The organism is Actinomycetota bacterium, from assembly GCA_030774015.1.
Lineage (GTDB): Bacteria > Actinomycetota > UBA4738 > UBA4738 > JACQTL01 > JALYLZ01.
This window is the reverse complement of record JALYLZ010000052.1, coordinates 1-23,505: the sequence shown is the minus strand read 5'-3', so window position 1 is coordinate 23,505 and position 23,505 is coordinate 1. Positions and strand designations below refer to the sequence as shown.

Annotated in this window: 24 protein-coding genes and 2 rRNA genes; 5 read left to right on the top strand and 21 right to left on the bottom strand. The window is 71.0% G+C overall.

What is annotated here, in order from left to right; genetic code table 11:
• Positions 1-54: 54 nt before the first annotated feature.
• From xerD to M3Q23_05175, 13 genes are all read right to left on the bottom strand, one after another.
• Positions 55-1,008 (bottom strand): site-specific tyrosine recombinase XerD, encoded by a 954-nt coding sequence (xerD, locus tag M3Q23_05235; protein MDP9341506.1) that lies wholly within the window; start codon positions 1,006-1,008, stop codon positions 55-57.
• Between the two features lie 22 nt (positions 1,009-1,030).
• Positions 1,031-2,158, bottom strand: a complete 1,128-nt coding sequence (gene ald, locus M3Q23_05230; protein ID MDP9341505.1) for an alanine dehydrogenase — start codon at positions 2,156-2,158, stop codon at positions 1,031-1,033.
• A gap of 149 nt (positions 2,159-2,307) precedes the next feature.
• Positions 2,308-2,814, bottom strand: a complete 507-nt coding sequence (locus M3Q23_05225; GenBank protein MDP9341504.1) for an NUDIX hydrolase — start codon at positions 2,812-2,814, stop codon at positions 2,308-2,310.
• 25 nt (positions 2,815-2,839) lie between these two features.
• Entirely contained in the window at positions 2,840-4,474 is a 1,635-nt protein-coding gene (locus M3Q23_05220) for a CTP synthase (protein MDP9341503.1), read from the bottom strand.
• 77 nt (positions 4,475-4,551) lie between these two features.
• Positions 4,552-5,400: a hypothetical protein gene (locus M3Q23_05215; GenBank protein MDP9341502.1), complete on the bottom strand. Its 849-nt coding sequence runs from the start codon at positions 5,398-5,400 to the stop codon at positions 4,552-4,554.
• Positions 5,401-5,419: 19 nt separating this feature from the next.
• The gene (locus M3Q23_05210) at positions 5,420-5,815 is read right to left on the bottom strand and encodes a Rid family hydrolase (protein MDP9341501.1); all 396 of its coding nucleotides are present in this window, start codon (positions 5,813-5,815) and stop codon (positions 5,420-5,422) included.
• Positions 5,816-5,863: 48 nt separating this feature from the next.
• The gene (locus tag M3Q23_05205; GenBank protein MDP9341500.1) at positions 5,864-6,628 is read right to left on the bottom strand and encodes a glycosyltransferase; all 765 of its coding nucleotides are present in this window, start codon (positions 6,626-6,628) and stop codon (positions 5,864-5,866) included.
• Positions 6,629-6,638: 10 nt separating this feature from the next.
• Complete coding sequence (locus M3Q23_05200; GenBank protein MDP9341499.1) at positions 6,639-7,586, bottom strand: copper transporter; 948 nt, start codon at positions 7,584-7,586, stop codon at positions 6,639-6,641.
• Positions 7,583-8,707, bottom strand: a complete 1,125-nt coding sequence (gene steA / locus M3Q23_05195) for a putative cytokinetic ring protein SteA (protein MDP9341498.1) — start codon at positions 8,705-8,707, stop codon at positions 7,583-7,585. Before steA ends, M3Q23_05200 begins: the two co-directional genes overlap by 4 nt.
• A gap of 182 nt (positions 8,708-8,889) precedes the next feature.
• Positions 8,890-10,572: a DNA repair protein RecN gene (recN, locus tag M3Q23_05190; GenBank protein ID MDP9341497.1), complete on the bottom strand. Its 1,683-nt coding sequence runs from the start codon at positions 10,570-10,572 to the stop codon at positions 8,890-8,892.
• Positions 10,573-10,613: 41 nt separating this feature from the next.
• Complete coding sequence (locus tag M3Q23_05185) at positions 10,614-11,480, bottom strand: NAD(+)/NADH kinase (GenBank protein ID MDP9341496.1); 867 nt, start codon at positions 11,478-11,480, stop codon at positions 10,614-10,616.
• Between the two features lie 48 nt (positions 11,481-11,528).
• The gene (locus M3Q23_05180) at positions 11,529-12,338 is read right to left on the bottom strand and encodes a TlyA family RNA methyltransferase (protein ID MDP9341495.1); all 810 of its coding nucleotides are present in this window, start codon (positions 12,336-12,338) and stop codon (positions 11,529-11,531) included.
• The gene (locus tag M3Q23_05175) at positions 12,335-12,853 is read right to left on the bottom strand and encodes a hypothetical protein (GenBank protein ID MDP9341494.1); all 519 of its coding nucleotides are present in this window, start codon (positions 12,851-12,853) and stop codon (positions 12,335-12,337) included. The genes M3Q23_05180 and M3Q23_05175 overlap by 4 nt, the downstream gene beginning before the upstream one ends.
• Positions 12,854-13,110: 257 nt before the next feature.
• Between M3Q23_05175 and M3Q23_05170 the strand changes: the two genes are divergently transcribed.
• The 3 genes from M3Q23_05170 (at position 13,111) to M3Q23_05160 (ending at position 15,505) form a co-directional block, all read left to right on the top strand.
• On the top strand, positions 13,111-13,461 hold the full coding sequence (locus M3Q23_05170) for an SCP2 sterol-binding domain-containing protein (GenBank protein ID MDP9341493.1): 351 nt from the start codon (positions 13,111-13,113) through the stop codon (positions 13,459-13,461).
• A 267-nt stretch (positions 13,462-13,728) separates the two neighbouring features.
• Positions 13,729-14,640 (top strand): alpha/beta hydrolase, encoded by a 912-nt coding sequence (locus tag M3Q23_05165; protein MDP9341492.1) that lies wholly within the window; start codon positions 13,729-13,731, stop codon positions 14,638-14,640.
• Positions 14,641-14,701: 61 nt separating this feature from the next.
• Positions 14,702-15,505 (top strand): rhomboid family intramembrane serine protease, encoded by an 804-nt coding sequence (locus tag M3Q23_05160; protein ID MDP9341491.1) that lies wholly within the window; start codon positions 14,702-14,704, stop codon positions 15,503-15,505.
• A 38-nt stretch (positions 15,506-15,543) separates the two neighbouring features.
• Here the strand turns inward: M3Q23_05160 and M3Q23_05155 are convergent, their stop codons facing one another.
• From M3Q23_05155 to M3Q23_05145, 3 genes are all read right to left on the bottom strand, one after another.
• The gene (locus M3Q23_05155) at positions 15,544-16,266 is read right to left on the bottom strand and encodes a GNAT family N-acetyltransferase (GenBank protein ID MDP9341490.1); all 723 of its coding nucleotides are present in this window, start codon (positions 16,264-16,266) and stop codon (positions 15,544-15,546) included.
• A 273-nt stretch (positions 16,267-16,539) separates the two neighbouring features.
• Positions 16,540-16,830 (bottom strand): hypothetical protein, encoded by a 291-nt coding sequence (locus tag M3Q23_05150; protein MDP9341489.1) that lies wholly within the window; start codon positions 16,828-16,830, stop codon positions 16,540-16,542.
• Positions 16,827-17,222, bottom strand: coding sequence for a hypothetical protein (locus M3Q23_05145; GenBank protein ID MDP9341488.1), 396 nt, complete (start codon positions 17,220-17,222; stop codon positions 16,827-16,829). Before M3Q23_05145 ends, M3Q23_05150 begins: the two co-directional genes overlap by 4 nt.
• Here M3Q23_05145 and M3Q23_05140 point away from each other — a divergent pair.
• The gene (locus M3Q23_05140; protein ID MDP9341487.1) at positions 17,207-18,367 is read left to right on the top strand and encodes a DUF1015 domain-containing protein; all 1,161 of its coding nucleotides are present in this window, start codon (positions 17,207-17,209) and stop codon (positions 18,365-18,367) included. The two genes, M3Q23_05145 and M3Q23_05140, sit on opposite strands and share 16 nt — an antisense overlap.
• Positions 18,368-18,526: 159 nt before the next feature.
• Here the strand turns inward: M3Q23_05140 and M3Q23_05135 are convergent, their stop codons facing one another.
• Positions 18,527-18,844: a single-stranded DNA-binding protein gene (locus M3Q23_05135; GenBank protein MDP9341486.1), complete on the bottom strand. Its 318-nt coding sequence runs from the start codon at positions 18,842-18,844 to the stop codon at positions 18,527-18,529.
• Between the two features lie 95 nt (positions 18,845-18,939).
• On the opposite strand from M3Q23_05135, the gene M3Q23_05130 reads away from it, so the two are divergent.
• A complete protein-coding gene (locus M3Q23_05130) occupies positions 18,940-19,899 on the top strand; it encodes an MBL fold metallo-hydrolase (protein ID MDP9341485.1) in 960 nt (319 codons plus the stop codon).
• A 35-nt stretch (positions 19,900-19,934) separates the two neighbouring features.
• On the opposite strand, the gene M3Q23_05125 is transcribed toward M3Q23_05130, so the two are convergent.
• From M3Q23_05125 to M3Q23_05110, 4 genes are all read right to left on the bottom strand, one after another.
• Positions 19,935-20,564: a tetratricopeptide repeat protein gene (locus tag M3Q23_05125; GenBank protein MDP9341484.1), complete on the bottom strand. Its 630-nt coding sequence runs from the start codon at positions 20,562-20,564 to the stop codon at positions 19,935-19,937.
• Positions 20,565-20,712: 148 nt separating this feature from the next.
• Positions 20,713-22,020: a tryptophan 7-halogenase gene (locus M3Q23_05120; protein ID MDP9341483.1), complete on the bottom strand. Its 1,308-nt coding sequence runs from the start codon at positions 22,018-22,020 to the stop codon at positions 20,713-20,715.
• A 247-nt stretch (positions 22,021-22,267) separates the two neighbouring features.
• A 5S ribosomal RNA gene (rrf, locus tag M3Q23_05115) occupies positions 22,268-22,384 on the bottom strand.
• A 108-nt stretch (positions 22,385-22,492) separates the two neighbouring features.
• A 23S ribosomal RNA gene (locus M3Q23_05110) occupies positions 22,493-23,505 on the bottom strand; the annotation flags it as partial.

The window sequence follows — 23,505 nt, the reverse complement described above, 5'->3', positions numbered from 1 at the left end:
ACGTCTGCTCGCACGTGATGCACATGCGGGCCCAGGGGGTGGCGTCGAGCGGGCTCATGGCGCCGCGCTCCGCACGGGCGACCGCCGGGCCCGCGGATGGGCCGTGAAGTACACGTCGCGAAGATGCTGTTGCGTTACCAGGGTGTAGATCTGCGTGGTGGCCACGCTGGCGTGGCCCAGCAGCTCTTGCACCACTCGAACGTCGGCTCCTCCCTCCAGCAGATGGGTGGCGAAGGAATGCCGCAGCGAATGCGGGCTGACGCGGCGGTCGATGCCCGCGCGCCGGACGTGGGACCGGAGGATCTTGGCGCAGCCCTGGCGGGTCAGCCGCCCGCCCCGCACGTTCAGGAACAGCGCGCCTCGCGACGATCGAGACGCCAGCGCCGGCCGCCCCCCGGTCAGGTACGCCTCCAGCGACTCCCGCGCGTACCGCCCCAGCGGGACCAGCCGTTCCTTGTCGCCCTTCCCCACCACCCGGACGCTGCCCTCCTCCAGGTCCAGGTCGTCCACGTCCAGGCCCACCAGCTCGGAGATCCTCAGGCCCGCCCCGTACAGCGTCTCCAGGAGGGCCCGGTCCCGCAGGACGGTCTCTGTCTCCCCCGCCGGCGACGCCAGGATGCGTTCGACCTCCTGCACGGACAGGGCCCGGGGAAGCGCGCGCGGCACCCTGGGGCGCACCACCGCCGCCGCGGGGTCCTGCGTGGCCTCGTTCTCCTGGACCAGGAACTTGTGGAAGGAGCGCACGGCCGCGAGGGTCCGGGCCACCGACGAGGCCCGGTACGGGGACCCGGGGTCCGGTCCGTGCCGCGAGGCGGAGAGGTCGGCCACGAACGCGGCGATCTCGTCTCGATCCACCTCCGCGGCGTCGGTCACGTCGCGGCTCCTGAGGAACGTCGCGTACCGGGCCAGATCGCGCCGGTACGCGCTCACCGTGTTCGGCGAGAGTCCCCGCTCCGCCACGACGTAGTCGATGAATCGCTCCACCTGCGAGCCGACGCGGTCATTCACGGCAGCCGCCCGCCGCTCTTCCCTACGCCGAGACGCCGTCGATGAGCGACGAGATGGGGACCGCTTCCAGCCCGTGCGCCTCCGCGACCCCCGAGTTCGAAACGGAGCCCGCGTACACGTTGACGCCGCGGGCCAGGACGGGGTCACGGCGCGCAGCGTCCTCCAGTCCCCGGCTCGCGATGTCGAGGGCGTACGGCAGCGTCACGTTGGTGAGGGCATAGGTGGAGGTGTTCGGGACGGCCCCCGGCATGTTCCCCACCGCGTAGTGCACGACGCCGTGGACGACGTACGTGGGATCGGAGTGTGTGGTCATGTGCGACGTCTCCACGGATCCGCCCTGGTCGATCGAGATGTCGATGATCACGGAACCCGGCCGCATGGACTCGACCATCTCCTCGGTGACCAGCCGCGGCGCCTTCGCCCCCGGGACGAGGACCGTCCCGATCAGGATGTCGGCCTCCCGCACCCGCTGCTCCAGGGTGAGGCGGTCGGACATCAGCGTCATCACGCGTCCCCGCATGACCTGGTCGATGAACCGGAGCTTGTCCAGGTTCCTGTCCACCACGATGACCTCGGCCTCCATGCCGGCCGCGATCCACGCCGCGTTGGTGCCCGCCATGCCGGCTCCGATCACCAGCACCTTGGCCGGTCGCACGCCGGAGACGCCGCCCATCAGGATGCCGCGGCCGCCGTACTCCTTCTCCTGCAGCCGCGCGCCGACGTGCGGCGCCATGCGCCCGGCCACCTCGCTCATGGGCGCGAGCAGCGGGAGCCGCCCGTCGTCGAGCTGGACCGTCTCGTAGGCGACCGCGGCGACCTTGCGCCGCATCAGCGCCTCGGTCAGCTCCCTGCTGGCGGCCAGGTGGAGGTACGTGAACAGGATCTGGCCCTCCTGCATCAGGTCGTACTCCGATGCGATGGGTTCCTTGACCTTCATGATCATGTCGGAGGCGCGCCAGACCTCTTCCGCCGTCGGCACGAACTCGGCGCCGGCCCGGACGTAGCGGTCCTCGTACAGCGACGAACCGGCGCCGGCATCGTTCTCCACCAGGACCTGGTGCCCGGCGTGGGTCAGCTCGCGGGCGCCCTCGGGTGTGAGCGCCACGCGGTACTCGTTGTCCTTGACCTCGCGCGGGACGCCGACGATCACGGCGGTCCTCCTGCTGGAACCCTCACCTCGCTGAGAGCGTACCCGACGGGGTCGGTCGGAGACAGCTTCTGCCACGAGGGCCATGACATCGAGGTCTCGTGAGGACGCGCTACCTCGGCGGCCGACGCGCGCCCTGGCGCCCGGGTTGCTCACTGGCCTCGGCGCTCAGCGGTCAGGAGCAGCGCCACCGCCGTCTTGGCGTCGGTGATGCGTCCGTCGCGAACGGCGCCCACCGCCTCGCCCAGCGGCATCGGAACCACCTCGATGCCGTGCTCCGGGGTGCGACCTGCCGCGGGCGAGGCCCGAGCGGTGAACAGATGGATGACCTCGTCGGTGAAGCCGGGCGAGGTGTGGATCATTGCGAGCGGCCGGACGTCGGAGGCGGCGTACCCGGTCTCCTCCTCCAGCTCGCGGGCCGCGCACGCGGCCGCCTGCTCCCCGGGAACGTCCAGGACCCCGGCGGGGATCTCCAGGATGTCGGCCCGGATGGCCTCACGGGTCTGGCGGACCAGCAGGACCTCGCCGTCGGCAGTCATCGCCACGATGCCGCACGCGCCGGGGTGCCGGACGACCTCCCGCTCCCCTGCCGGCCAGGACTCCACCTCGACCCGGATCAACGTGCCGCGGAAGACCTCTCGGGACTCCGCCGGCTCCACCTCGGTTCGTCTAGTCTGAGCCGGACTAGCCGCGGACCGCTGCCGGCACGCGCGGCTCGCTCCGATGGGCCAGCGCCGCGCCGACGAACTCGCGGAACAGCGGATGTGGACGCGTGGGCCGGGAGCGGAGCTCCGGATGGAACTGGCCCGCCACGAAGTACGGATGGTCGCGCAGCTCGATGATCTCGACCAGCCGCCGGTCCGGCGACCATCCCGAGAACACCAGCCCATGGTCCTCCAGGATTCGGTGGTACGCGGGGTTGACCTCGTAGCGGTGGCGGTGGCGTTCGTCGACGACCTCCGCGCCGTACGCGGCCTGCGCCCGCGTCCCCGGGACCAGGTGGCACGGCTGCGCGCCGAGGCGCATGGACCCGCCGAGGTCGGTCACGCCGGCCTGCTCCGGCAGCAGGTCGATCACGGGATGCGGCGTGTTCGGGTCGAACTCGGAGGAGTTCGCGTTCTCCAGCCCGCACACGTCCCGGGCGAACTCGATGACGGCGGTCTGGAGCCCCAGGCACAGGCCGAGGTACGGGACGCCGCGCTCGCGCGCGTAGCGGATGGCTTCGAGCTTCCCCTCCACGCCGCGCCACCCGAACCCGCCGGGGACCAGGATGCCGTCCACGCCTTCCAGGACCTCGTCGGCCCCGGTGACCAGGTTGTCGGAGGCCACCCACCGGATGTCCACGTGCACACCGTGCGCGAAGCCTCCGTGGCCGAGGGCCTCGATCACCGAGAGGTAGGCGTCGCGGAGGTTCACGTACTTCCCCACGATGGCCACGGTCACCGGCGTGGTGGCGCGGTCGATGCGATCGACCAGGCCCTGCCATTCCGTGAGGTCCGGCCGGGCGTCGATGCGAAGGTGGTGGGCCAGGTAGCCGTCCAGCCCCTCGGCGTGCAGCACCAGCGGGACCTGGTAGATGGACTCGGCGTCGACGGCGGCCACCACCGCGTCGATGGGGACGTCGCACAGCAGCGAGATCTTCTCCTTGAGGTTCCGGGACAGCGGCCGGTCCGAGCGGCACACGATGACGTCGGGTTGCAGACCGAGCGACCGCAGCTCCTTCACGGAGTGCTGGGTGGGCTTCGTCTTCAGCTCGCCGGTGGGGCCGATGAAGGGCACCAGCGAGACGTGGACGAACGCGCAGTGGTCCCGCCCGACCTCGTTCCGGAGCTGACGGATGGCTTCCAGGAACGGCAGCGACTCGATGTCGCCGACCGTCCCGCCGACCTCCACGATCACGACATCGGCGTCCTCAGCTTCCGCCAGGGAACGGATGCGGTGCTTGATCTCGTTCGTGATGTGGGGGATGACCTGGACGGTCTTGCCCAGGAACTCCCCGCGGCGCTCCTTGGCGATCACCGACTGGTACACGGCGCCGGTGGTGACGTTGGAGCCGCGGTGGAGGTTCTCGTCGGTGAACCGCTCGTAGTGCCCGAGGTCGAGGTCGGTCTCGGCGCCGTCGTCCAGCACGAACACCTCGCCGTGCTCGAACGGGTTCATGGTGCCCGGGTCGACGTTGATGTAGGGGTCGAGCTTCTGGAGGGTGACCCGGAGGCCCCGAGACTTGAACAGGCGGCCCAGGGATGCGGTGGTGATTCCCTTCCCGAGGCCGGACGCCACGCCACCGGTGACGAAGATGAACTTCCTGTGCTCAGGCACCTCGGGACTTCATGCTAGCAGAGGGCCGGGGCCGAGTCTCCGGTTCGAAGTGCAAAGCTCGCCGTTTGGCGAGAAATTCAGGGACGAGAGGGCTCGCGGGCCTCGCTGGCCTCGCGGGCCTGGCGGCGGCCCAGGCGGTCCACCCACCGAAGGGGCGGCGTGGCTTCGATGAGCCGGGACAGCGTGACCGTCTCGGCCAGCGCGTTGAGAGCGACGATCGCCCCGGCGGCGACGGCCAGCTGCCAGGTGGGCAGGCGCAACGCCAGCCCCAGCCCGACGGCGAACCCCAGGAGGTTCGAGCCGGAGTCCCCCAGCATCGCGCGCTCCCGGAGATCGACGCGGAGCGCGACCACCGCGGCCCCGACCAGCAGGGCGAACGGCAGGGTGGGCAGATACAGCATGAGCACGGCCATCACGGGCAGGAACGCCTTCCCGGCTCGGCCCGGGGCGACGTCGAGGCCGTTCCAGAGGTTGGCCGAGCCGGCGGCGACGACCACGCCGAGGGCGAGCTGCACCCCGTCGGGCCGGAAGCCGTACAGGCCCACCACGGAGGCAGCGAGGATGGCCACGAGCTTGACGATGCCCGTGGTCGGGGGCGCGGTGGCGAGGGCCCGCAGGTGGGCCCGGATCCCCCGGGGACCATGAGGCGAGAGGTCGTCCAGGAGCCCGGCCACCGCCACCACGGCCAGGGCTGCCACCACCCGCCAGGGGATCTGGGCGAAGGGACGGCCCCACAGGGCGTGCCCGGCGTTCGACAGGCCCGGGACCAGGACCGCCAGCGCCGCGAGGGCCACGCCCAGGATTGCGGGCACGGATGCGCCGCGGTAGTTCCGTTCGGCGAGCCGGCGGGCGAGCGAATCCGGCATCAGGGCCAGCGCGACCACCATGAGTCCGGCCCCGGCCAGGATCCCCTCGACGAACCTCATGGCACCGGCCCGCGACCGCTCAGTCGACCACAGCGACGGCCTCGACCTCGATCAGGAACTCGGGCCGGGCCAAGGCCTGCACGCCCACCAGCGTGCTCGCCGGCATGTGGTCGCCGAACACCGCCCTCCGGGCCTCCCCGATCGGTCCGAGCAGCTCGGGCCGGTGGCCCACGACGAACGTGGTGACCTTGGCCACGCTCTCGATGGGCGCATCGACCGACGCGAGCGCCGCAGCCACGTTCCGGTACGCCTGGACGGCCTGTTGGGCCACGTCTCCGTCCCCGACCAGCGTGCCGCGGGGATCCAGGGCCACCTGACCAGCGACGAACACCATCCTGTTCCCCGTTCCGACCGCCACGTGGCTGTACGTGGTCGGCTCGTGGAGGGCTTCTGGATTCGAGGTCTGCACCGGCATCGTCCACTCCTCTCGATCGAGCGGTTGGCGCGTGGTCGACGGAAGCGCTCACCGTATCCCCAGCAGCCTCGGCACGGCAGCGGCGGCGATGTCCACGCCCTGGCCGGCCCGGTGGCGGAACCCGGCCACGGTCCGTCCGGTGCCATGGTGCTCGACATCGACGGGGACCTCCATCACCCGGAACCCCATCCTGGCGGCGTCCGCGAGCATGGCCGTCTCGATCCCGAATCCCCGAGCCAGCGGCCGGCACGCCCCCAGGCACTCCCGAGTGACGGCCCGCTGGCCCGACAGGGGCGCCTGGGCAGAGAACCCGGAAACCCGCCGCACTACGCTCGCCGCCACCCGCTTCACCACCCCGAACCCGCCGTCCACCGGCGCGGGCAGGACAGCGACGGCCAGGTCGGCGGTCCCGGACACCACGGCGTCCAGGACGGGCTCGATGCCGGCGGCGGTCGCCCCGATGTCGCCGTCCACGAACAGGTAGACGTCCGCGCGGGGCAGGCGGTCCAGCGCCCCTTCGAGCGCGCCGCCCTTTCCGAGTGCCCAAGGCGTCCGCAGGACCCGGGCCCCGGCGGACCTCCCGGCCTCCGCGGTGCGGTCGAGGGACCCGTCGTCCACCACGGCCACCTCGGCGACCCCAGCGAGGCCACGGAGGGCCCGCACGGTGGCGGCCACGGAAGCCGCCTCGTCTCTGGCCGCCACGATGGCCAGCACCTTCGGAGCCCGCTTCACCGGGTTCGCCCACTCGCGCTTCGCCCACTCGCGCTTGATTGGTTCGCGCTTCGCCAGTTCGCGCTTCGCGGCAGCGGACATCTAGGCCGTCCTAGGCCGCCTTCGGCAGGATGCCGTCGTTCCCGTCCTTGAGGCCGTAGTTCCCGCCCTGCCCGGTGAGCAGCAGGTTCCGCAGCCCCAGGACCAGCGCGACGCCTCCGGCGTGGTCGGGGTCCAGGTCGTCCACGGTGACCATCGGGTCCGAGTCCAGCTGGCTGTCGCCACGGAGCAGTGAGACGAACGGGAAGGTGGTGGTCGCGGTGCTCTCCCCCGCCGCGACCGGAACGCCCGTGTGCTGGCCGAGCTGCGCGACGAGCGGGACCAGGAACGACTGGAGGGGGACGGCGGGGTTCGAGTTGCCTCCGCCCACCACCACGAAGGTCTGGTCCGGCCCCCCGATCTGGGGGACCTGGGCCGGCGTGAGGGAGGACGCCTTCAGGAAGCCCTTCGACAGCAGGCCCTCCAGCAGGTCGTGGGGGGCGTTCGGCTGCGGTAGGTCGGTGGCGGGCGGCCCCCCCGCCAGGCGGTCGCCCAGGCTCCGGGCGGCGGTGGCCTGGAGGGTCTGGGGCGAGGTGTCGGCGGGAAGGCCGAGGAGCGCGGCCAGGTCCCTCTGGCTGGCCGGGTCCGCCAGGGCCATCCGACCGGTCAGGTCCAGCGAGGTGACCCTGGCGCCCGCGTCCAGCAGCGCGCTCTTGGCCTCGGCCACCGCGGCCGGGTCCGATCCGTCCTGGGTCAGGAGCACCACCTGCTCGCCCTGGAGCTTCCCGTCGATCAGGAACGGCCGGGCGTCCTGGATGAAGGTCTGGAGCTCGCTGACCTGCCCCTGGACGTCCAGCACCTGCTGGCGGTACCTCGCGACGTCCTGCTCCGCGGCTTTGGTGCGATTCTTCAGGTTCTTGACCAGGTGCTGGTTGAGGACGGTGGTCCCCGTCAGGATCCCCAGGCCGAGGGCCAGGAATACCGCCACGATCGAGACGAGGTGGTACCGGAACGAGATCAAAACAGCCCCTGGAGCTGGTCGAGGATCTGGTGCAGGAACAGCCGGAACGGCTGTGACACCAGGGCCACGACGAGCATAGCGAACAGCGCCGAGCCCACCAGGAGCACGATGTCCCGCCCCCGGACCCTGCCGCTGTACAGCCGCGACACGCCCTTGGCGTCCATGAGGATCTCGCCCACCCGGAGCCGGACCAGGAACGTGCTGGCCATGCCCATGCGCCCCTTGTCCAGGAACTCGCGAAGGTTCCCGTGGGTGCCGACCGCGACGATCAGCTCCGCGCCCTTTCCGTGGGCGAGCAGGAACGCCGCGTCCTCGCTGGTTCCCGTGCTCTCCATGACCCTGTACGGGACCCCCAGCGCTTCCAGTCGGGCGCGACCGGGCGCACGGCCGCCGGGGTAGGCGTGCACGACCACCTCGACGGGAGGGCGGCGGCGCCACGTGGTCTCCCGGCGGGCCAGCAGCAGGGCCCGCTCGGACACGCTGTCCATGTCGCCGATGATCAGATCGGGCCGGTACCCCGCGTCGAGCAGCGCGTCGGCGCCGCCGTCCACGCCGATGAGGACCGGGCCGACGTCGCGGATGTACGGACGCAGGACCGAGAGGTCCTCCCGGTAGTGGTAGCCCCGCACGACCACCAGCACGGCCCGCCCCCCGATGTGATGGACCAGCTCCGGGAGTCCGGTCCCTCCGAACAGCAGGTCGCGTTCCCGCTGGATGAAGTCCACGGTGTTGCGGGCGAAGCTCTCGAACTGCTCCGCGAGCGCCACCCGAGCGGCCTCCATCGCCGTGACGACGGACTCCTCGGTCTGGCGGATCCCGACCGCCACGAGCACGTCGCCGGCGTAGATGCGATCGCCCTCCAGGCGAACCGGCTGGCCCTCCGCCACCTTGTCCACGATCAGGCGGCCGACCCCGTCGACCAGGGGGATGCCGGCCTGGACCAGGATCAGCGGGCCCAGGTTCGGGTACCGCCCGCTGATGGACTTCGCCGCGTTCACCACTCCCGCCACGCCGGCGTCCACCAGTCCCTCGGCGGCCACGCGGTCGAGGTCCTCGTGGTCGATGATCGCGATCTCGCCGGGGTGGATGCGGCGCAGGAGGTTCTTGGTGCGGCGGTCCACGCGCGCGGTGCCCTCGGCCCGCCGGACGCGCCGGAACGGCAGCCTCGGCAGGAGGCTTCTGGGCTTCGATATGGCCGTGGGGATCCTCCCAGCGCGCGATCCGCGGTCTGCGACCGGGACGGGACCTTCGGGGACGGCACCGTCCAGGGAAAGGGTAGCGAACCAGCGGGCGCCCTGGCGGCTCAGCGCCTCCCGGCCGGCGGTGACCTGGCCCCCACATCGCGTTCCCGTTCCGCCTCGGCCAGCAGCTCCTCCGCGTGCGAGACCGCGGCATCGCTCTCCGGGAGGCCGGACAGCATGCGGGAGATCTCGGCCACCCGCTCGGTCTGATCCAGAACAGAGACCGTGGCCGTGCCCTCGCGCTTTCGGACCCGGACGTGGCGGTCGGCGAAACAGGCGATCTGCGGCAGGTGCGTGACCACCAGGACCTGCCTGGTCCTGGCCAGGCGAGCCAGGCGCCTCCCCACGGCCAGGCCTGCCCGGCCCCCGATCCCGGCGTCGACCTCGTCGAACACCAGGGTCGGCACGGCGTCCAGATCGGCCATGACGCTGCGGCACGCCAGCATGGTCCGGGAGAGCTCGCCGCCGGACGCCACCTTCGACAGCGGCAGCGGTGCCTGCCCGGGGCCGCCCGAGAACAGCAGCTGGGCCCGCTCCCGCCCCGACGGCCCGAGCTCCTCCTGCTGCGACTCGAGGGTCACCCGGACGGACGCGCCTTGCATGCCGAGCTCGTGCAGCTCGGCTTCCAGGGCCTCCGCCAGGCGAGGCGCGGCATCCGCCCGGCCGGCCGAGAGCCGGTCGGCCAGGCCCCGGGCCGTCCGGTCGATGTCCGTGGCTTCCGCCTCCAGACCGGCCCGCTCGTCGTCGGCCCCGGCCAGACTGGAGAGTCGGGCCTGCGACTGCTCCAGGTACGCCAGGATGCCGTCCTCGCCCTCGCCGTACTTGCGCTCCAGCGAGCGGAGGGCATGGAGCCGTTCCTGGAGCTCCTCCAGCCGGGCGGGATCGGCCCGGAGCTCCTCCCGGTAGTCCCGCACGTCGCGGGCCAGGTCCGATGCCTCCTGGGCCAGCTGGGTCGCTCGCTCGGCCGCACCGGCCGCGCCGGGGTCGACCGCAGCGGCGTCCCTGAGCGCGGACGCGGCCTCGTGGAGCCGGTCGGCGGCCGAGCCGTCCGATCCGAGCGCGTCCTCGGCCGTCCGGGCCCGTTCCAGCAGGCGCTCCGAATGGGCGAGCCGGGCGGTCTCGGACTCGATGCCCGCGAGCTCTCCGGGGTGGACCCCGGCCGACTCGATCTCCCGGACCTGATAGGCCAACAGGTCCTTCTCTCGCTCCCGGTCTCGAGCCTCCCGGTCCAGCTCGTCCAGGCGAAGCCGGACCCGGCGGAGCCGCTCGTAGGCCTGGCGGTACTCCTCCGCCACGGCCACGTGTTCGGGTCCGGCGAACCGGTCCAGGAACCCGGTCTGGGCCCCCGGTTCCAGCAGCCGCTGGACCTGGTTCTGGCCATGCAGCTCGACCAGCTCGGGGGCGATGGAGGCCAGCGCCGAGACCGGCACGATCTGGCCGCCGATGCGGGCGGCGCTCTTTCCTTCCTCGGACACCGTGCGGGCCAGCACGACCTCGCCGTCCTCGGCCCACTCCCCCACCCCGGGCGATGGCGGGGCGAAGAACCTGGCCTCCACCCGGGCCCGCTTCGAGCCGCGCCGGACCAGGACGGCCGAGGCGCGCCCGCCCAGGGCCAGCGTGAGCCCCACCGTGACCATGGTCTTCCCGGCGCCGGTCTCGCCGGTCAGCACGTTCAGCCCCTGATGGAACTCGAGGTCGAGGTCCTCGATGACCCCGATCCCGGCGATGTGTAGTTCGAGGAGCACGACGCGGCGATCCTACAGCGGGGGTGTGACAGAGAATCCGGTCAGTCCCGCCCGAGGTCGCGCTCGTCGGGAAGGTGGAAGCGGTCCCGGACCTTTCCGTAGAACGTCCCGGCGGCTTCCTTCCGCACCATGCGGAGCCGCTGGTCCGCCGCCCGCACCCTGACCCGGGAGCCCACCGGCAGGGGCATGCTCGCCCGGCCGTCCGCCGAGAGCAGGCCCTGCTCCTCTCCCAGGACCTCGATGGTGACGTGCTCGCCCGCCCCCAGGACGAATGACCGGTCGAACACCATGTGCGCGGCGATCGGCGTCACCACCAGACATTCCACCGACGGGTTGACGATCGGCCCCCGGGCAGAGAACGAGTACGCCGTGGAGCCCGTGGGCGTGGCCACGATCACCCCGTCGCCGGAGAACGTCGTCACGTAGTCGCCGTCGAAGAACACGGCCAGGCGGACCACGCGGTGCCGGGCTCCCTTCTCCACCATGACCTCGTTCAGGCCCCACTGCGGCTCGGACCAGTCGGTCCCTCGCTCGGGCTCCGCCACCACGGCCAGCCGGTCGTCGACCCGGGCGACGCCGGCGATGGCGCGTTCCAGGAGGGGGATGGCCTCGGGCGGGTCGACTTCCGTCAGGAATCCCATCCGGCCCACGTTCACTCCAAGCACCGGGCAGCCGGCCCTGAGCGCCTGGTACGCGGCCCGCAGGAAGGTGCCGTCGCCGCCCACCGAGACGACCAAGCCCAGCCCGGCGGGAAAGCCCTCCAGGCCGGTGACCTCGTCCGCGTCCAGGCGGTCCTCGATGAGGCTGCGCGAGGCGACCCCTTGGTGCGACAGCCAGGCCACCAGGTCGCGAGCCGCCTCGACGGCGGCGGGCCGGCCTCCGTGGATGACGAACCCGACCGTGGTCACGACGCGGCTCCGGTCATGTCGCCGTCCGTCGCCACGGGCACTCCCCGGTCACGAGGCCGCCCGGAGCTCGAGACCCTCCCGGACCGCCGCCTTCAGGGTCCGGGCGTCGACCGAGTCGGGGAGGCCCTCGGCGGCGTGCAGGAAGAACTCCACGTTGCCGGCCGGCCCCAGCAGGGGCGACGCCATGGCGGCCCCCGGGTGCAGGCCGACCTCACGGAACGACTGGGCGACGCCCTGGAGCGCCCGTTCCCACACCGCTGGGTCCCGCACCACCCCTCCGGAAGCGACGTCGGCCGGGCCGGCTTCGAACTGCGGCTTCACCAGCACGACGAACTCCGCCCCCGGCGCCGCCACCCGGCGAAGGACCGGAAGGACCAGGTGGAGCGAGATGAAGGACAGGTCGGCGGTGACCATGTCGGGCGGAAAGGGCAACGTCTCCGGTTCAAGCTCGCGGACGTTGGTCCGTTCCAGGACGACGACCCGCGGATCCTGCCGGATCGACCAGGCCAGCTGGCCGTACCCCACGTCCACCGCGACGACCCGAGCCGCGCCGCGCCGGAGCAGGCAGTCGGTGAAGCCACCGGTGGAGGCGCCGGCGTCGAGGCAGTCACGCCCGGCCGGATCGACGCCGAACCGGTCGAGCGCCGCCGCGAGCTTGTCGCCGCCCCGCGACACGAAGGTGCGCGGCGGCCGGGCCAACCCGATGGGCTCCTCCGGAGCGACCAGGGTGGCGGGCTTCGCCGCGGGCCGGCCGGCCACCGTGACCAGGCCGGAGCGAACAGCGTCGGCGGCCTCGGTCCGTGAGCCCGCCAGGCCGCGGCGAACCAGCTCGCTGTCGAGCCGCCGGCGCACCGTCAGGACGACGAACCGGGGCCCGACGAAGAGCCGGCGCCCGACGGGGAGCCGGAGCCGGACGAGGAACCGCCTCCGGACGAGGAACCGGCGCCGGCTCGCTTCGCCATTGACTTCCTGGAAGTCGACTTCTTCGCGGCCGACTTCCTCGCCGTGGTCTTCTTGGCTGCGGACTTCCTGGGGCTGGACTTCCTGGCGGGGCTGCGCGCGGTACTCGAGGACCGGGCCGAGGCCTGTGCCGGGGCGGGCGCCTTCTCCAGGTCGCGGACGCGCTTGCGCAACGCGTCGAGGTCGTCCCGGGTGGCCACGCCCACCGCGCGCAGCTGCCGCTTGACCTCGGACTGCACCAGCTCGGTGACGCGTTCCCGGCTCCGCCGGGACCATTCCATGAGGGTCCCGGCAACCCGGTTGACCTGGTCCGAGCCCTGGCCCTGGAGCAGCGAGCGCGCCATGTCCCGGGCCCGGGCCGGCGTGAGCGAGCCCAGCCCCGCCTCGACGTACTTGCGGACGTCCTCGATCATCCCGTCCTCCTCCCTAGGTGGCCGGTCCGAACGGCATCGCCGCTCCATCCGGCCCTCGGCCGAAGGATACCCCGCGTGTTCCTGCCCATGGACCGGGAGCCCCGCAGGCGGGAGCCCCGCAGGCGGGAGGCCCGCAGGCGGGAGCCCAGCAGGCGGGAGCCCAGCAGGCGGGTCCATTGAGGCGGGCCCCTTCGCTATAATGCGCGGCGCTCTTACCACGCGGTTTCCTTCCCCACGAGGCCCGACCAGGGAGTAGCGTGGCCACGGCCAGAACGGTCGAAAAGAAGCTGAACGAGCTGATCCGTCGATTGGACGACGCTCCGGAGGCGGCACAGGCCAATCTGACGCGCGCCCTGTCCAGCCCGCGGGTCGTCGAGGTCAACGTCTCGGACCTGGACACCCGGTACTGGACGGAGCTGGCCGACGGGCGGTTCGACGAGCTGCACGCCGGGCCCGCCCCCGACGCGCACATCCGCGTCAGCGCCACCAGCGACGACCTGGTGGACATGATCGACGGCAACAAGAGCCTGTTCTCCTCCTACCTGGCCGGCCACATCAAGATCCAGGCGAGCCTGTCGGACCTGCTGTCGCTGAGGAAGCTCCTCTGAGCTCCGCTCGCGTACGCGAGGAAGGACGATCCGGACCGGACGCGGTGAACGGCTGATGGGCTCCATCCGCCGGGTCGTGCTGGGGTCGGCAGGCGCGCTCGCCGCGTTCGCGGTAGGGAGGCTGGCGGCCGGGCCCAGGTACCCGTTCGCGGAAGCCAACGGAAACGAGCTCCTCGGTTCGGCCCGGGGACGTCCCCACGTGATTCGGGGCCCCCGGCGTCGCGGATCTACACGGAGCGGATCGGCCCCCAGCACGGAGCGCCGGGCGTGCTCGTGTTCACGCACGGCTGGTGCGTGACGGAGGCGATCTGGCACCACCAGAAGCTTTCCCTGGCGTCCGGCCGTCTGGCCGCCGTGACATGGGACCTCCCCGGCAACGGGCACTCCACGGCAGTGGCGCGCTCGCACCTGACGCTCGACCTGGCCGTGGAGGCGCTGGCCCGGGTGGTGGACGACGCCCCCGGCGACGGGCTCGTGCTGGCGGGGCACAGCCTGGGGGGCGTGCTGACGCTCGGGTATCTGCTCCGGCATCCGGAGACTGCGCGGCGCCGAGTCCGGGGTGTGGTGCTCGTCGCCACGCCGGGCATGCACACCGCCGCCGGCGACCGCCGGTGGCCGGGCTCGTCGATCCCCTCCCGCATGCTGACCCTCGCGATGCAGCTGGCCGTGGAGAACAGCGTCGTCGACCGGTGGTTCGCCCGAGAAGCCGGAACGGTCGACGCGCGGGCCGCGAGCTACCGGCTCATCCGAACCGGGTTCGGCGACGGCGCCCGACCCGAGCACGTCCGCTTCGTGCGGGACCTGGCGGCGTCCGTCCCGCCGCCGGTGCGCGCGGACACGTTCCGGGCCATGACCGGGTTCGACTTCCGGGACCGTCTCGGCGAGATCGGCACGCCGACCCTGGTGCTCTACGGCGGGCGGGACCGGCTGGTCCAGCCGGCCGACTCGCGGGCGCTGGCCGCGAAGCTCCGACGGGGCAGGATCCACGAGTTCCCGAAGGCCGGCCACGCAGTGTTCCTGGAGCACCACGCGGAGTTCGACGCGATCGTCACGCGGTTCGCCACGAGCCGGCTGAACCCGGCCCGGAAGAGGTCCGCGAACGGCGCGCCGAACGGGGCTGGGGCCGGTGGCCGAGCCCCCCAACGCGCCGGCCTGAGCACGACCGGCCAGAACGCCTGACTCGGCGTAGGCCTGAACACGACCGGCCGGAATCGCCTCTCGGCGTAGGCTACCGGCGGTGCTGATCCCGATCCGCGACGAGAACCCCACCAGCCGCACGGCATGGGTGACCCTCGCCATCATCGCCCTCAACGTGCTCGCGTTCATGGCGTGGGAGCCCACGTTCAACCCGGGTCAGAACGGAGTGAACCAGCAGCTGTTCTTCTTCTGCCATGCCGAGATCCCGTGGGAGGTCACCCACCACACCAGCCTGGCCCAGGGTGGAGCGCCCGCGCGAGCCGCCATCGACCAGGAGATCCCCGGTGAGGGCGCCGCCCTTCAGCAGGTCCTCCAGCGCCGGTGCCCGACCAAGAGCTGGTGGCAGTCGGTGTTCGTGGCGATGTTCCTGCACGAGAGCTGGCTGCACATCGGGGGCAACATGCTGTTCCTGTGGGTCTTCGGGAACAACGTGGAGGACAAGATCGGGCCGCTCGCCTACATCGTGTTCTACTTCGCATCGGGGATCATCGCGTCCGCGACGCAGATCCTCACCGGCGTGAACTCGATCATCCCGAGCCTCGGCGCGTCGGGGGCGATCGCGGGAGTCCTGGGCGCCTACCTGGTGATGTTCCCCCGGCGGCGGGTCCTGTCCCTCGTCCCCGTCTTCCTGATCTTCTCCCTGATCTCGCTCCCGGCGGTGGTCGTGCTGGGGTTCTGGTTCGTGCTCCAGTTCTTCTCCGGGGCGACGTCGCTCGCCCAGCACGTCAACGGAGGAGTGGCCTACTTCGCGCACATCGGGGGCTTCGTCACCGGCGTGATCGCGGCGCTGCTGTTCTTCCCGAAGGAGCCGTGGCGGCGCCCCACCGCCCCGCCTCCGATCTGGTAGCTCGACGGGGAGCTCGAAACGGCCGGGTCTGCCGCGGGCTACCGCGTCGGCTCGGTCGCGGCCCCGTCCGGTCGCGCCCCCGTCCCGGCAGCACCTTCGAGGTCGAGGCGCAACACCACCGCCCCCGCCGCGCATTGGTCCCGGATGAGCGGGGTTGCGGCGATGGGCTCGGGAACCGACTCGCGGGTTCCCGACCGATCGAACCCCAGGTCCTCGAAGAAACCGGCCGCCGTCTCGGTCACCGCATAGATCTTCCGGGCTCCTCGGGTGCGCGCTTCGCGCACCGCGTGCGCGCACAGGAGGGTCCCCACGTACGCTCCCCGCGCGTGTGGGTCGACGGCGAGCGAGCGGAGATGCGCGACGGGCCCGAAGTGTTCGAGGGCCACCGTCCCGACGATGCTGTCGGCCTCCGTAACCGCAATGAGCGTGTCGGCGAGGCGCCCTCCGACGCCCTCCGCGTCCAGCCCTGAGTTCCGGAGGAGGCGCTCGACGGCCCCGGCGTAACCTCCCGTTGCGGGGTGGACGGAGGGGGGCGTCTCGCGCGTGAGGGCCGAGAGGTCGTTCGCCGCAGAGGTGGGGAGGTGATCCGCCCGCACGAGGTCGGTCGGCGTGGCGACGCGGGTGAAAACGAGCAGGCTGTCCCAGCCCATCTCGGCCGCCCCGGCGATGTCCGTGTCGATGCGGTCGCCAACCACCAGGGGCCGGCCGCCGCCGGCCCGTTCCAGCGCGGCCTCGAACAGCGGGCGGTGGGGCTTGCCCACCCTCGGCGTCGGCGGGCCTGCCGACGGTGGTGGTGATGGCGGCGAGGATGGCACCCGCGCCGGGCCAGTTCCCCTCGGGAGCCGGATAGGAGGCATCGCCGTTCGTGGCCACCAGCTTCGCGCCGCGTTGCACGAGCAGGGCGGCCCGGCGGAGGCGGTCGTAGATCACCCCGCGGTCCCAACCCACGATCACGGCATCGGCGCGGTCCGCGTCGCCGTCCTGCACCTCGATCCCCGCATCCTCCCGGGCCGTGCGGAGCCCGGTCTCACCGATCACGTAGGCGGATCGGACCCTGGACCGGCCGCCAGGACGGCGGTCGCCAGCGCCGAGGTCACCACCTCGTCGGGCGAGGCCTCGACCCCCATCCGGTCGAGCTTCTCGGCCACCTGGTGCGGGGTCTTGCTGGAATTGTTGGTGACGAACGCCAGACCCTTGCCCCGTTCCCGGAGCCATCGCGTCACGTCGCCCGCGCCGGGGATCGGTTCGTCGGCTCGATACAGGACCCCGTCCAGATCGAGCAGGAAGCAGTCGTACCGGTCGGCCAGCGCGGCTCGGCCGATCACCCGGCCAACCGAGCCAGCGCCCGCTCGTAGTCGTGCATCCCCGGCCGCATGGCGATGGCCAGCTTGAGATGCGCGATGGCGCGGGCCCGCTGGCCGGTCCGCTCGCAGGCCAGTGCCAGCCCGAAGTGGGCGTAGTCGTTCACCGGGTCGATCTGGACCGCCTTCGCGAACTCGCGGCGAGCCCAGGCGACCCGGCCCGACATGAACAGGGCCCGGGCCAGCGTCTCGCGGATGGAGGCTTTCTCGGGCTCCATGAGCCGGGCCCGGGAGAGGAACATGGCCGCCTGGTGCGGATGCCCGTCCTGAAGGAACTGCTGTCCCTTGCAGTACAGGGCATATGCGGACTGGTCCTCCGGAGGAGTGCTATACAGGCGAGGTGCCTCGCGGTTCACCCTTCACCGGCCTCCTGTTCGACCTGTCGCGGGTGGGATCCCTGGACGGGGTCGTCGCGCCTCCTTATGACACTATCAGCCCCCAACAGCAGCACCGCCTGTACCAGGCCAGCCCCTACAACGTGGTGCGGCTGATCTTGGCCCGAGAGGACACCGGCACCCCCGACTCCTCCACCCGGTACGCGGCGGCGGCTCGGGATCTCCGCCGGTGGGAGGACGAGGGCGTCCTCGTCCAGACCGGACGTCCGGCCTGGTTCCCGTACGAGATGCGCTTCAGCTACCAGGGCCGGCCGCGGCGCGTCCGCGGAGTGATCTGCCAGGTCGAGCTGGAGCCGTGGGGAGGCTCGATCATCCCCCACGAAGCCACCATGGCGGACTCGGTCGCCGACCGCCTCAGCCTGCTCCGCCACGTGCAGGCGAACCTGTCGCCCGTCTATTCGCTGGCCCGCGGCCCATCCCGTCCCATGGCCGAGCTGCTCGACCACGTCATGGCGTCCGAGCCCGACCGCATGACGACGGACGAAGAGGGCGTCCAGCACCGCCTGTGGATCGTGGAAGACGCCCCGGAGATCGCGGCCTGGCTGAGCGCCGAGCAGCTCCTGATCGCGGACGGCCACCACCGGTACTCGGTGGCGCTCGCGTACCGGGAGGAGATGCGAGCCCAGCACGGACCCGGCCCCTGGGACCACATGATGATGCTGGTGGTGGACGCGGGGTCCGAGGACCCGCCCGTCCTGCCGATCCACCGCGTACTGGTCGAGGGGCACGCTGCGCCGGAAGGCTCCCCGGTCCACGACCTCGCCGAGATCCTGGCGCTGATCCGGGACGACGACCTCACCTTCGGCACCGCGTCCCGGGAAAATGGAGGCGTGGTGCATCGTGTGGGCTCGCTTCAGGGCCCTCCACCGACCGTCTACGCGTTGCACGACCAGGTGCTGGGCGGCTCGAAGGTCAGGTTCCTGCCCGACGCCGCCGCTGCGGAGGCGGCGGTCCTCCGCGGCGAAGCGCCGGCAGCGTTCTTCCTGCCTCCCACCCGGGTAGAGCGGATCCGCTCCGTGATCGAGCGCGGCGAGCGACTCCCCCAGAAGTCGACCTACTTCTGGCCGAAGCCGCGGACCGGGATGGTGTTTCGCCCTCTCCGGTAGCCGAGGTCCCTCTCGGTAGCCGAGGTCCCTCTCCGGTAGCCGGGTAGCCGGGTCCCCACGATCGCACCCGCTGGTCGAGAGTCCCGCGCCTGCACTCGAGGGCGGAGGTCCGCCCCAGCACGCGAGAGTCGAGAGGCCCCCCAGCCTGCGAAGCGCGCGCTATTCGGTTTCTGTTTTCTGGAGCTTCTTGATCCCTGTCGCCACCACCTCCATCACAGCTCGACCCGAGTCTCCGTTCCGGTAGAACCGCCGGGCAAGCAGGCCGTGCACCAGGACCTCGTCGCCCTTGCCGACGCCCTTCAGGGCGGTCCTGGCCAGGGTCCGGTCCCAGACGGCGATCGGGAGGGGGAGGAGGCGCTTGCCGGCCTCCGGAACGGAAAGTCGGAGCTCCGTCAGCTTGTCCCCGGACGGCATGGTCTTCTCGACCGGTTCCGCCGCGACGGTGCCCGCCAGCACGACCACGTTGACCGTGACCATGGCTCCTCCTTTCTTCGCCAGCGACCGTAGCGCCCCCCAGTGACAATTCGGCCTCCCACCCCTTTGACCTGCGGTTTCGAGGAGCGGAAGGCCCGATGGCTACACTGGCCGCCGTGGAGTCGACCTTCGAGGCCGCCCCGGGCGTCACGGGGATCGACACCCGGATGACCGGGCGTGCCATGGTGACCTCGGCCTACCTCGTCTCTGCGAGCGAGCCGGCCCTGATCGAGACGGGCCCCACCACCTCCGTCGACGCCGTCACACTGGGCCTGCGTACGCTGGGGGTAGAGGAGCGAGACCTCGCCCACATCGTGGTGACCCACATCCACCTGGACCATGCCGGCGGGGTGGGGACGCTCGCCGCCCGGTTCCCCAATGCCACCGTGTGGGTCCACGAGCGCGGAGCTCCTCACCTGGAGGACCCCACCAGGCTCCTGGCCAGCGCGTCGAGGTTGTACGGGGAACAGCGCCTCCGCGGACTGTTCGGCGCCATGGACCCGGTGCCGGCCGACCGGATGCGCTCGGTGTCGGACGGCGACAAGATCCCGCTCGGCGATCGGGACCTCGAGGTCCTCTACACGCCCGGTCACGCGTCGCACCACATCAGCCTCATCGAGTCCGCCAGCGGGGCCCTGTGGACCGGCGACGCCCTGGGCATCCACCTGCCCGACGTCGGGGTGCTCCGGCCGGCCACGCCGCCGCCCGACATCGATCTCGAAGTGGCGACCGCCAGCATCGAACGCATCCGCGAACGAGCCGAGACGGTGCTCATGTTCAGCCACTACGGGCCCGTTCTCGAGGTGGACGAGGTCTGCGAGCTGGCCACGTCGAGGTGGCGCAAATGGGCCGGGATCGTGCGTGAGGCCCTCGATCAGACCGACGAGCTGGACCGCGTCGCCGAGATCCTCCGCCAGCGAACGGCTGCGGAGTTCGCCGATGCCGGAGAGCCGGCAGCGGCCATGGAACGCTACGAGGTCCTTTCGAGCATGCAGATGAACGCGGCCGGGCTCGTCCGGTACTGGAAGAAGCGCGGGGAGCGCGAAGGGCGGGACTGACGCCGGCGCCCAGTGCCGGACCGGTCCCCGATGGCTCAGGCCAGCTCCGCCAGCCTCTCGGCGGCGTCGAACGCCGTCTGGTCGTGGCGGAGGATCCGGCGGAACTCCTGTGCCGCCTCCTCCCGGCGCCCCGCTCGGGCCAGGATCGAGCCGGTCACGTACCACACCCGGAGGTCGTGTGGGCGCCCCACCTCGGGACTGGTCGGGATTCGGTGCAGGACGGCCAGCCCCTCCTCGAACCGCCCCATGTCGGCGAGCGCCGAGGCGGCGACGATGGCTGCCTCCGCCTTCGACTCCTCAGGGATCCGGGCGCGCAAGGCCTCCTCCACCAGAGGGATGGCCTTCTCGGGGCTGCCGAGGGCCCGGTAGGAATCGGCGATCAGATGGTTCTGGTCCGCCCGCCCGGTCATCCGCCGGTACGCCTGGAGCTCCCGGAGGGCCTCCTGCCAGCGCTCCGCCCCGTAGTAGGCGAGACCCAGGACCTCCCGGACGGCTCCCGACCTCGGTGCCATCGTCTTGGCGCGTTCGGCCTCGATTCCCCCCTGGCGGGTGTCCCCGCGCCCCAGCAACTCCACCGCGCGCCCCAGGTGCCGCAAGGCGTCGTCCCCCTGGCCGGGCCGGGCCGCCCTTCTCACCTCCTCCACCACGTCGCGAGGAAGCGACACCTCCCTACGGGGGGAACGGCGTCCGGACTTGCCGGGTCGGGGCTCAAGCGCGCGAGGCATCTCCAGCTAGCCTAGCGCCGGCGTTCGAATGCGCGGCGTCGTCGACCGAGTCCGGTCACGCTTCTTCCATCGGCGGCTCGAGACCGGGTTAGACCGCAGCGCGGAAGGCGGCGTCCTTGAACGCGTTCGAGGTGAGGTCCCCCAGCAGCTTGTGCCAGGGGTGGCGTTCGTTCTTCTCCACGGCGGTCACGATCTCGCGCATCCGGGAGATCACCGCGGGCTGTTCCTCGTCGTAGACGTCGCCCTGCAGGAGCTTCAGCATGTCGAGCCGGTACTTCGGATCGTTCACGAACGCGGTGAACAGCACGTTGAGCCGGTAGTAGATGGTGATGAACTCGTACCAGTTCTTCATGCCGCGGCCCATGTTCGCGGAGAAGCTCTGGTAGGACGACCGCGAGAAGTCCCCTTTCTCCATGGCGCGGACGACGTCCTGGCTCGCGAACAACGCGGAGTGAAAGGCGATGCTCACGCCGGTCGCGAAGATGGGGTCCACGAAGCGGCCCGCGTCACCCAGCAGCACCAGCCGGTCCGCCGCCAGGTGCTCCATGGCGTAGCTGTAGTCGCCCTCTTCCTTCAACGGACGGACCTGCGTCGCGGCGCGCAACGCCTCGCACAGCTCCGGCCGGGTCCCCACGCAGTCCCAGAAGAACTGCTCCCGAGACGCCTTGCTCCCCGAGGCGAAGTGCTTCTTCTGGGTCACCACGCCGATGCTGGTGAGCGTATCGGTGATGGGGATCTGCCACACCCAGGTGTTGGTGAGCGGCAGGAAATGGACGAAGAGGTAGTCGCGGAAGCCCTTGTCCTGCGTGAAGGCCAGACGGTCGTAGCCCTCGAACCACGTGTGGAGGGCGTACTGGTCGAACACGGGGTCCTTGATTCTCCAGCGCAGCTGGTTTCCGATGAGGGTGCGCCGGCCGCTGGCGTCGGCCAGGACCCGCACGGTCGTCGAGAGGTCCTTGTTCCCGAACCCGTACCGCACCCGAACGTGGTCCGGCTCGGAGAAGTCGGCCCCCTTCACGGACACGCCCTCGTAGACGTGCGCGCCCAGCTTGTGCGCGTGATGGAGCAGCAGGTTGTCGAACACGCCGCGGTCCACGTGGTAGGTGTGCCGCTGCGTCACCCCCGACAGGGGACGGTCGCCGAACGTGACGTTCGCCTCCGTGACCGGCGCGAGCCCTTCCCAGTCGTGCGAGTAGACCTTGGGTGTGGCCGCCGACGTCCACACGGCGCCGAACTTGTGAGGGAACTTGAACTGCTCCATCGCTGGGAGCAGCTCGAGGTCCTGGAGAAGCCGGTTCACCGAGGGGACAAGCGACTCGCCCACGTGGGGCCGGGGGAACAGCTCCCGCTCGAAGATCACGCAGTTGACGCCGGCACGGCCGAGGTACGCGCCCATGGCCGCCCCGGCGGGCCCGCCGCCGATGATCCCCACGTCGAAGTCGGGTTGAAATCCCAAAGGTCCCTCCCAGGACAGGCACCGGGCCGAGCCGGCCACGCCGGACGTCGCGTCGCTCCCTCCGGCGCCAAGACAGGGAGCTTACCCGGCCTGCGGCCAACCGTCGAGGGTTCTGGCGAAGCGCAATGGTCCCCGCCAGGCCCCACAACGAAGAGAGCCGCCCGAAGGCGGCTCTCGTTCGAAGATGTCTCGGCGGCGACCTACTCTCCCACCCCGTCTCCAGGGCAGTACCATCGGCGCTGGAAGGCTTAACTTCCGGGTTCGGAATGGGACCGGGTGTCTCCCCTCCGCTATAGCCACCGAAACGGCGCTTCCGCCGCTGGCGACCACCGAAGGGCCGCCGAGAGCGGAATCCGCTGAAGGCGCGAGTCCCACAGGAGCACCTGTGAACTCGATAGCGAGCGCGAGCATCAAAGCCAAGTCCTCGGCCTATTAGTACCGGTCGGCTCAACACGTCACCGTGCTTACACCTCCGGCCTATCAACCTCGTAGTCTGCGAGGGGCCTTACCGGGTCAACCCCGTGGGAGATCTCATCTTGGGGCGAGCTTCGCACTTAGATGCTTTCAGCGCTTATCCCTGCCGAACGTGGCTAACCAGCCGTGCCGCTGGCGCGACAACTGGCACACCAGAGGTCCGTCCGCCCCGGTCCTCTCGTACTGGGGGCAGCTCCCCTCAAATCTCCTACGCCCACGACGGATAGGGACCGAACTGTCTCACGACGTTCTAAACCCAGCTCGCGTACCGCTTTAACGGGCGAACAGCCCGACCCTTGGGACCTGCTCCAGCCCCAGGATGCGACGAGCCGACATCGAGGTGCCAAACCGCGCCGTCGATATGGACTCTTGGGCGCGATCAGCCTGTTATCCCCGGAGTACCTTTTAGCCGTTGAGCGACGACCCTACCACTAGGAGTCGTCGGATCACTAGGCCCTGCTTTCGCACCTGCTCGACCCGTCGGTCTCGCAGTCAAGCTCCCTTGTGCCCTTGCACTCGACAGCCGATTGCCAACCGGCTTGAGGGAACCTTTGGGCGCCTCCGTTACCTTTTAGGAGGCAACCGCCCCAGTTAAACTGCCCACCAGGCGCTGTCCCCGATCCGGATCACGGACCAGGGTTAGAGTCCCAACACACGAAGAGCGGTATTTCAAGGTTGACTCCACCCGAACCGGAGTCCGAGCTTCACAGTCTCCCGCCTATCCTACGCAACGCATGCCGAGACCCAACACCAAGCTGCAGTAAAGGTTCCGGGGTCTTTCCGTCCTGTCGCGGGTAACGAGCATCTTTACTCGTTCTGCAATTTCGCCGAGTCCCTGGTTGAGACAGCGCCCAAGTCGTTACGCCATTCGTGCAGGTCGGAACTTACCCGACAAGGAATTTCGCTACCTTAGGACCGTTATAGTTACGGCCGCCGTTTACCGGCGCTTAG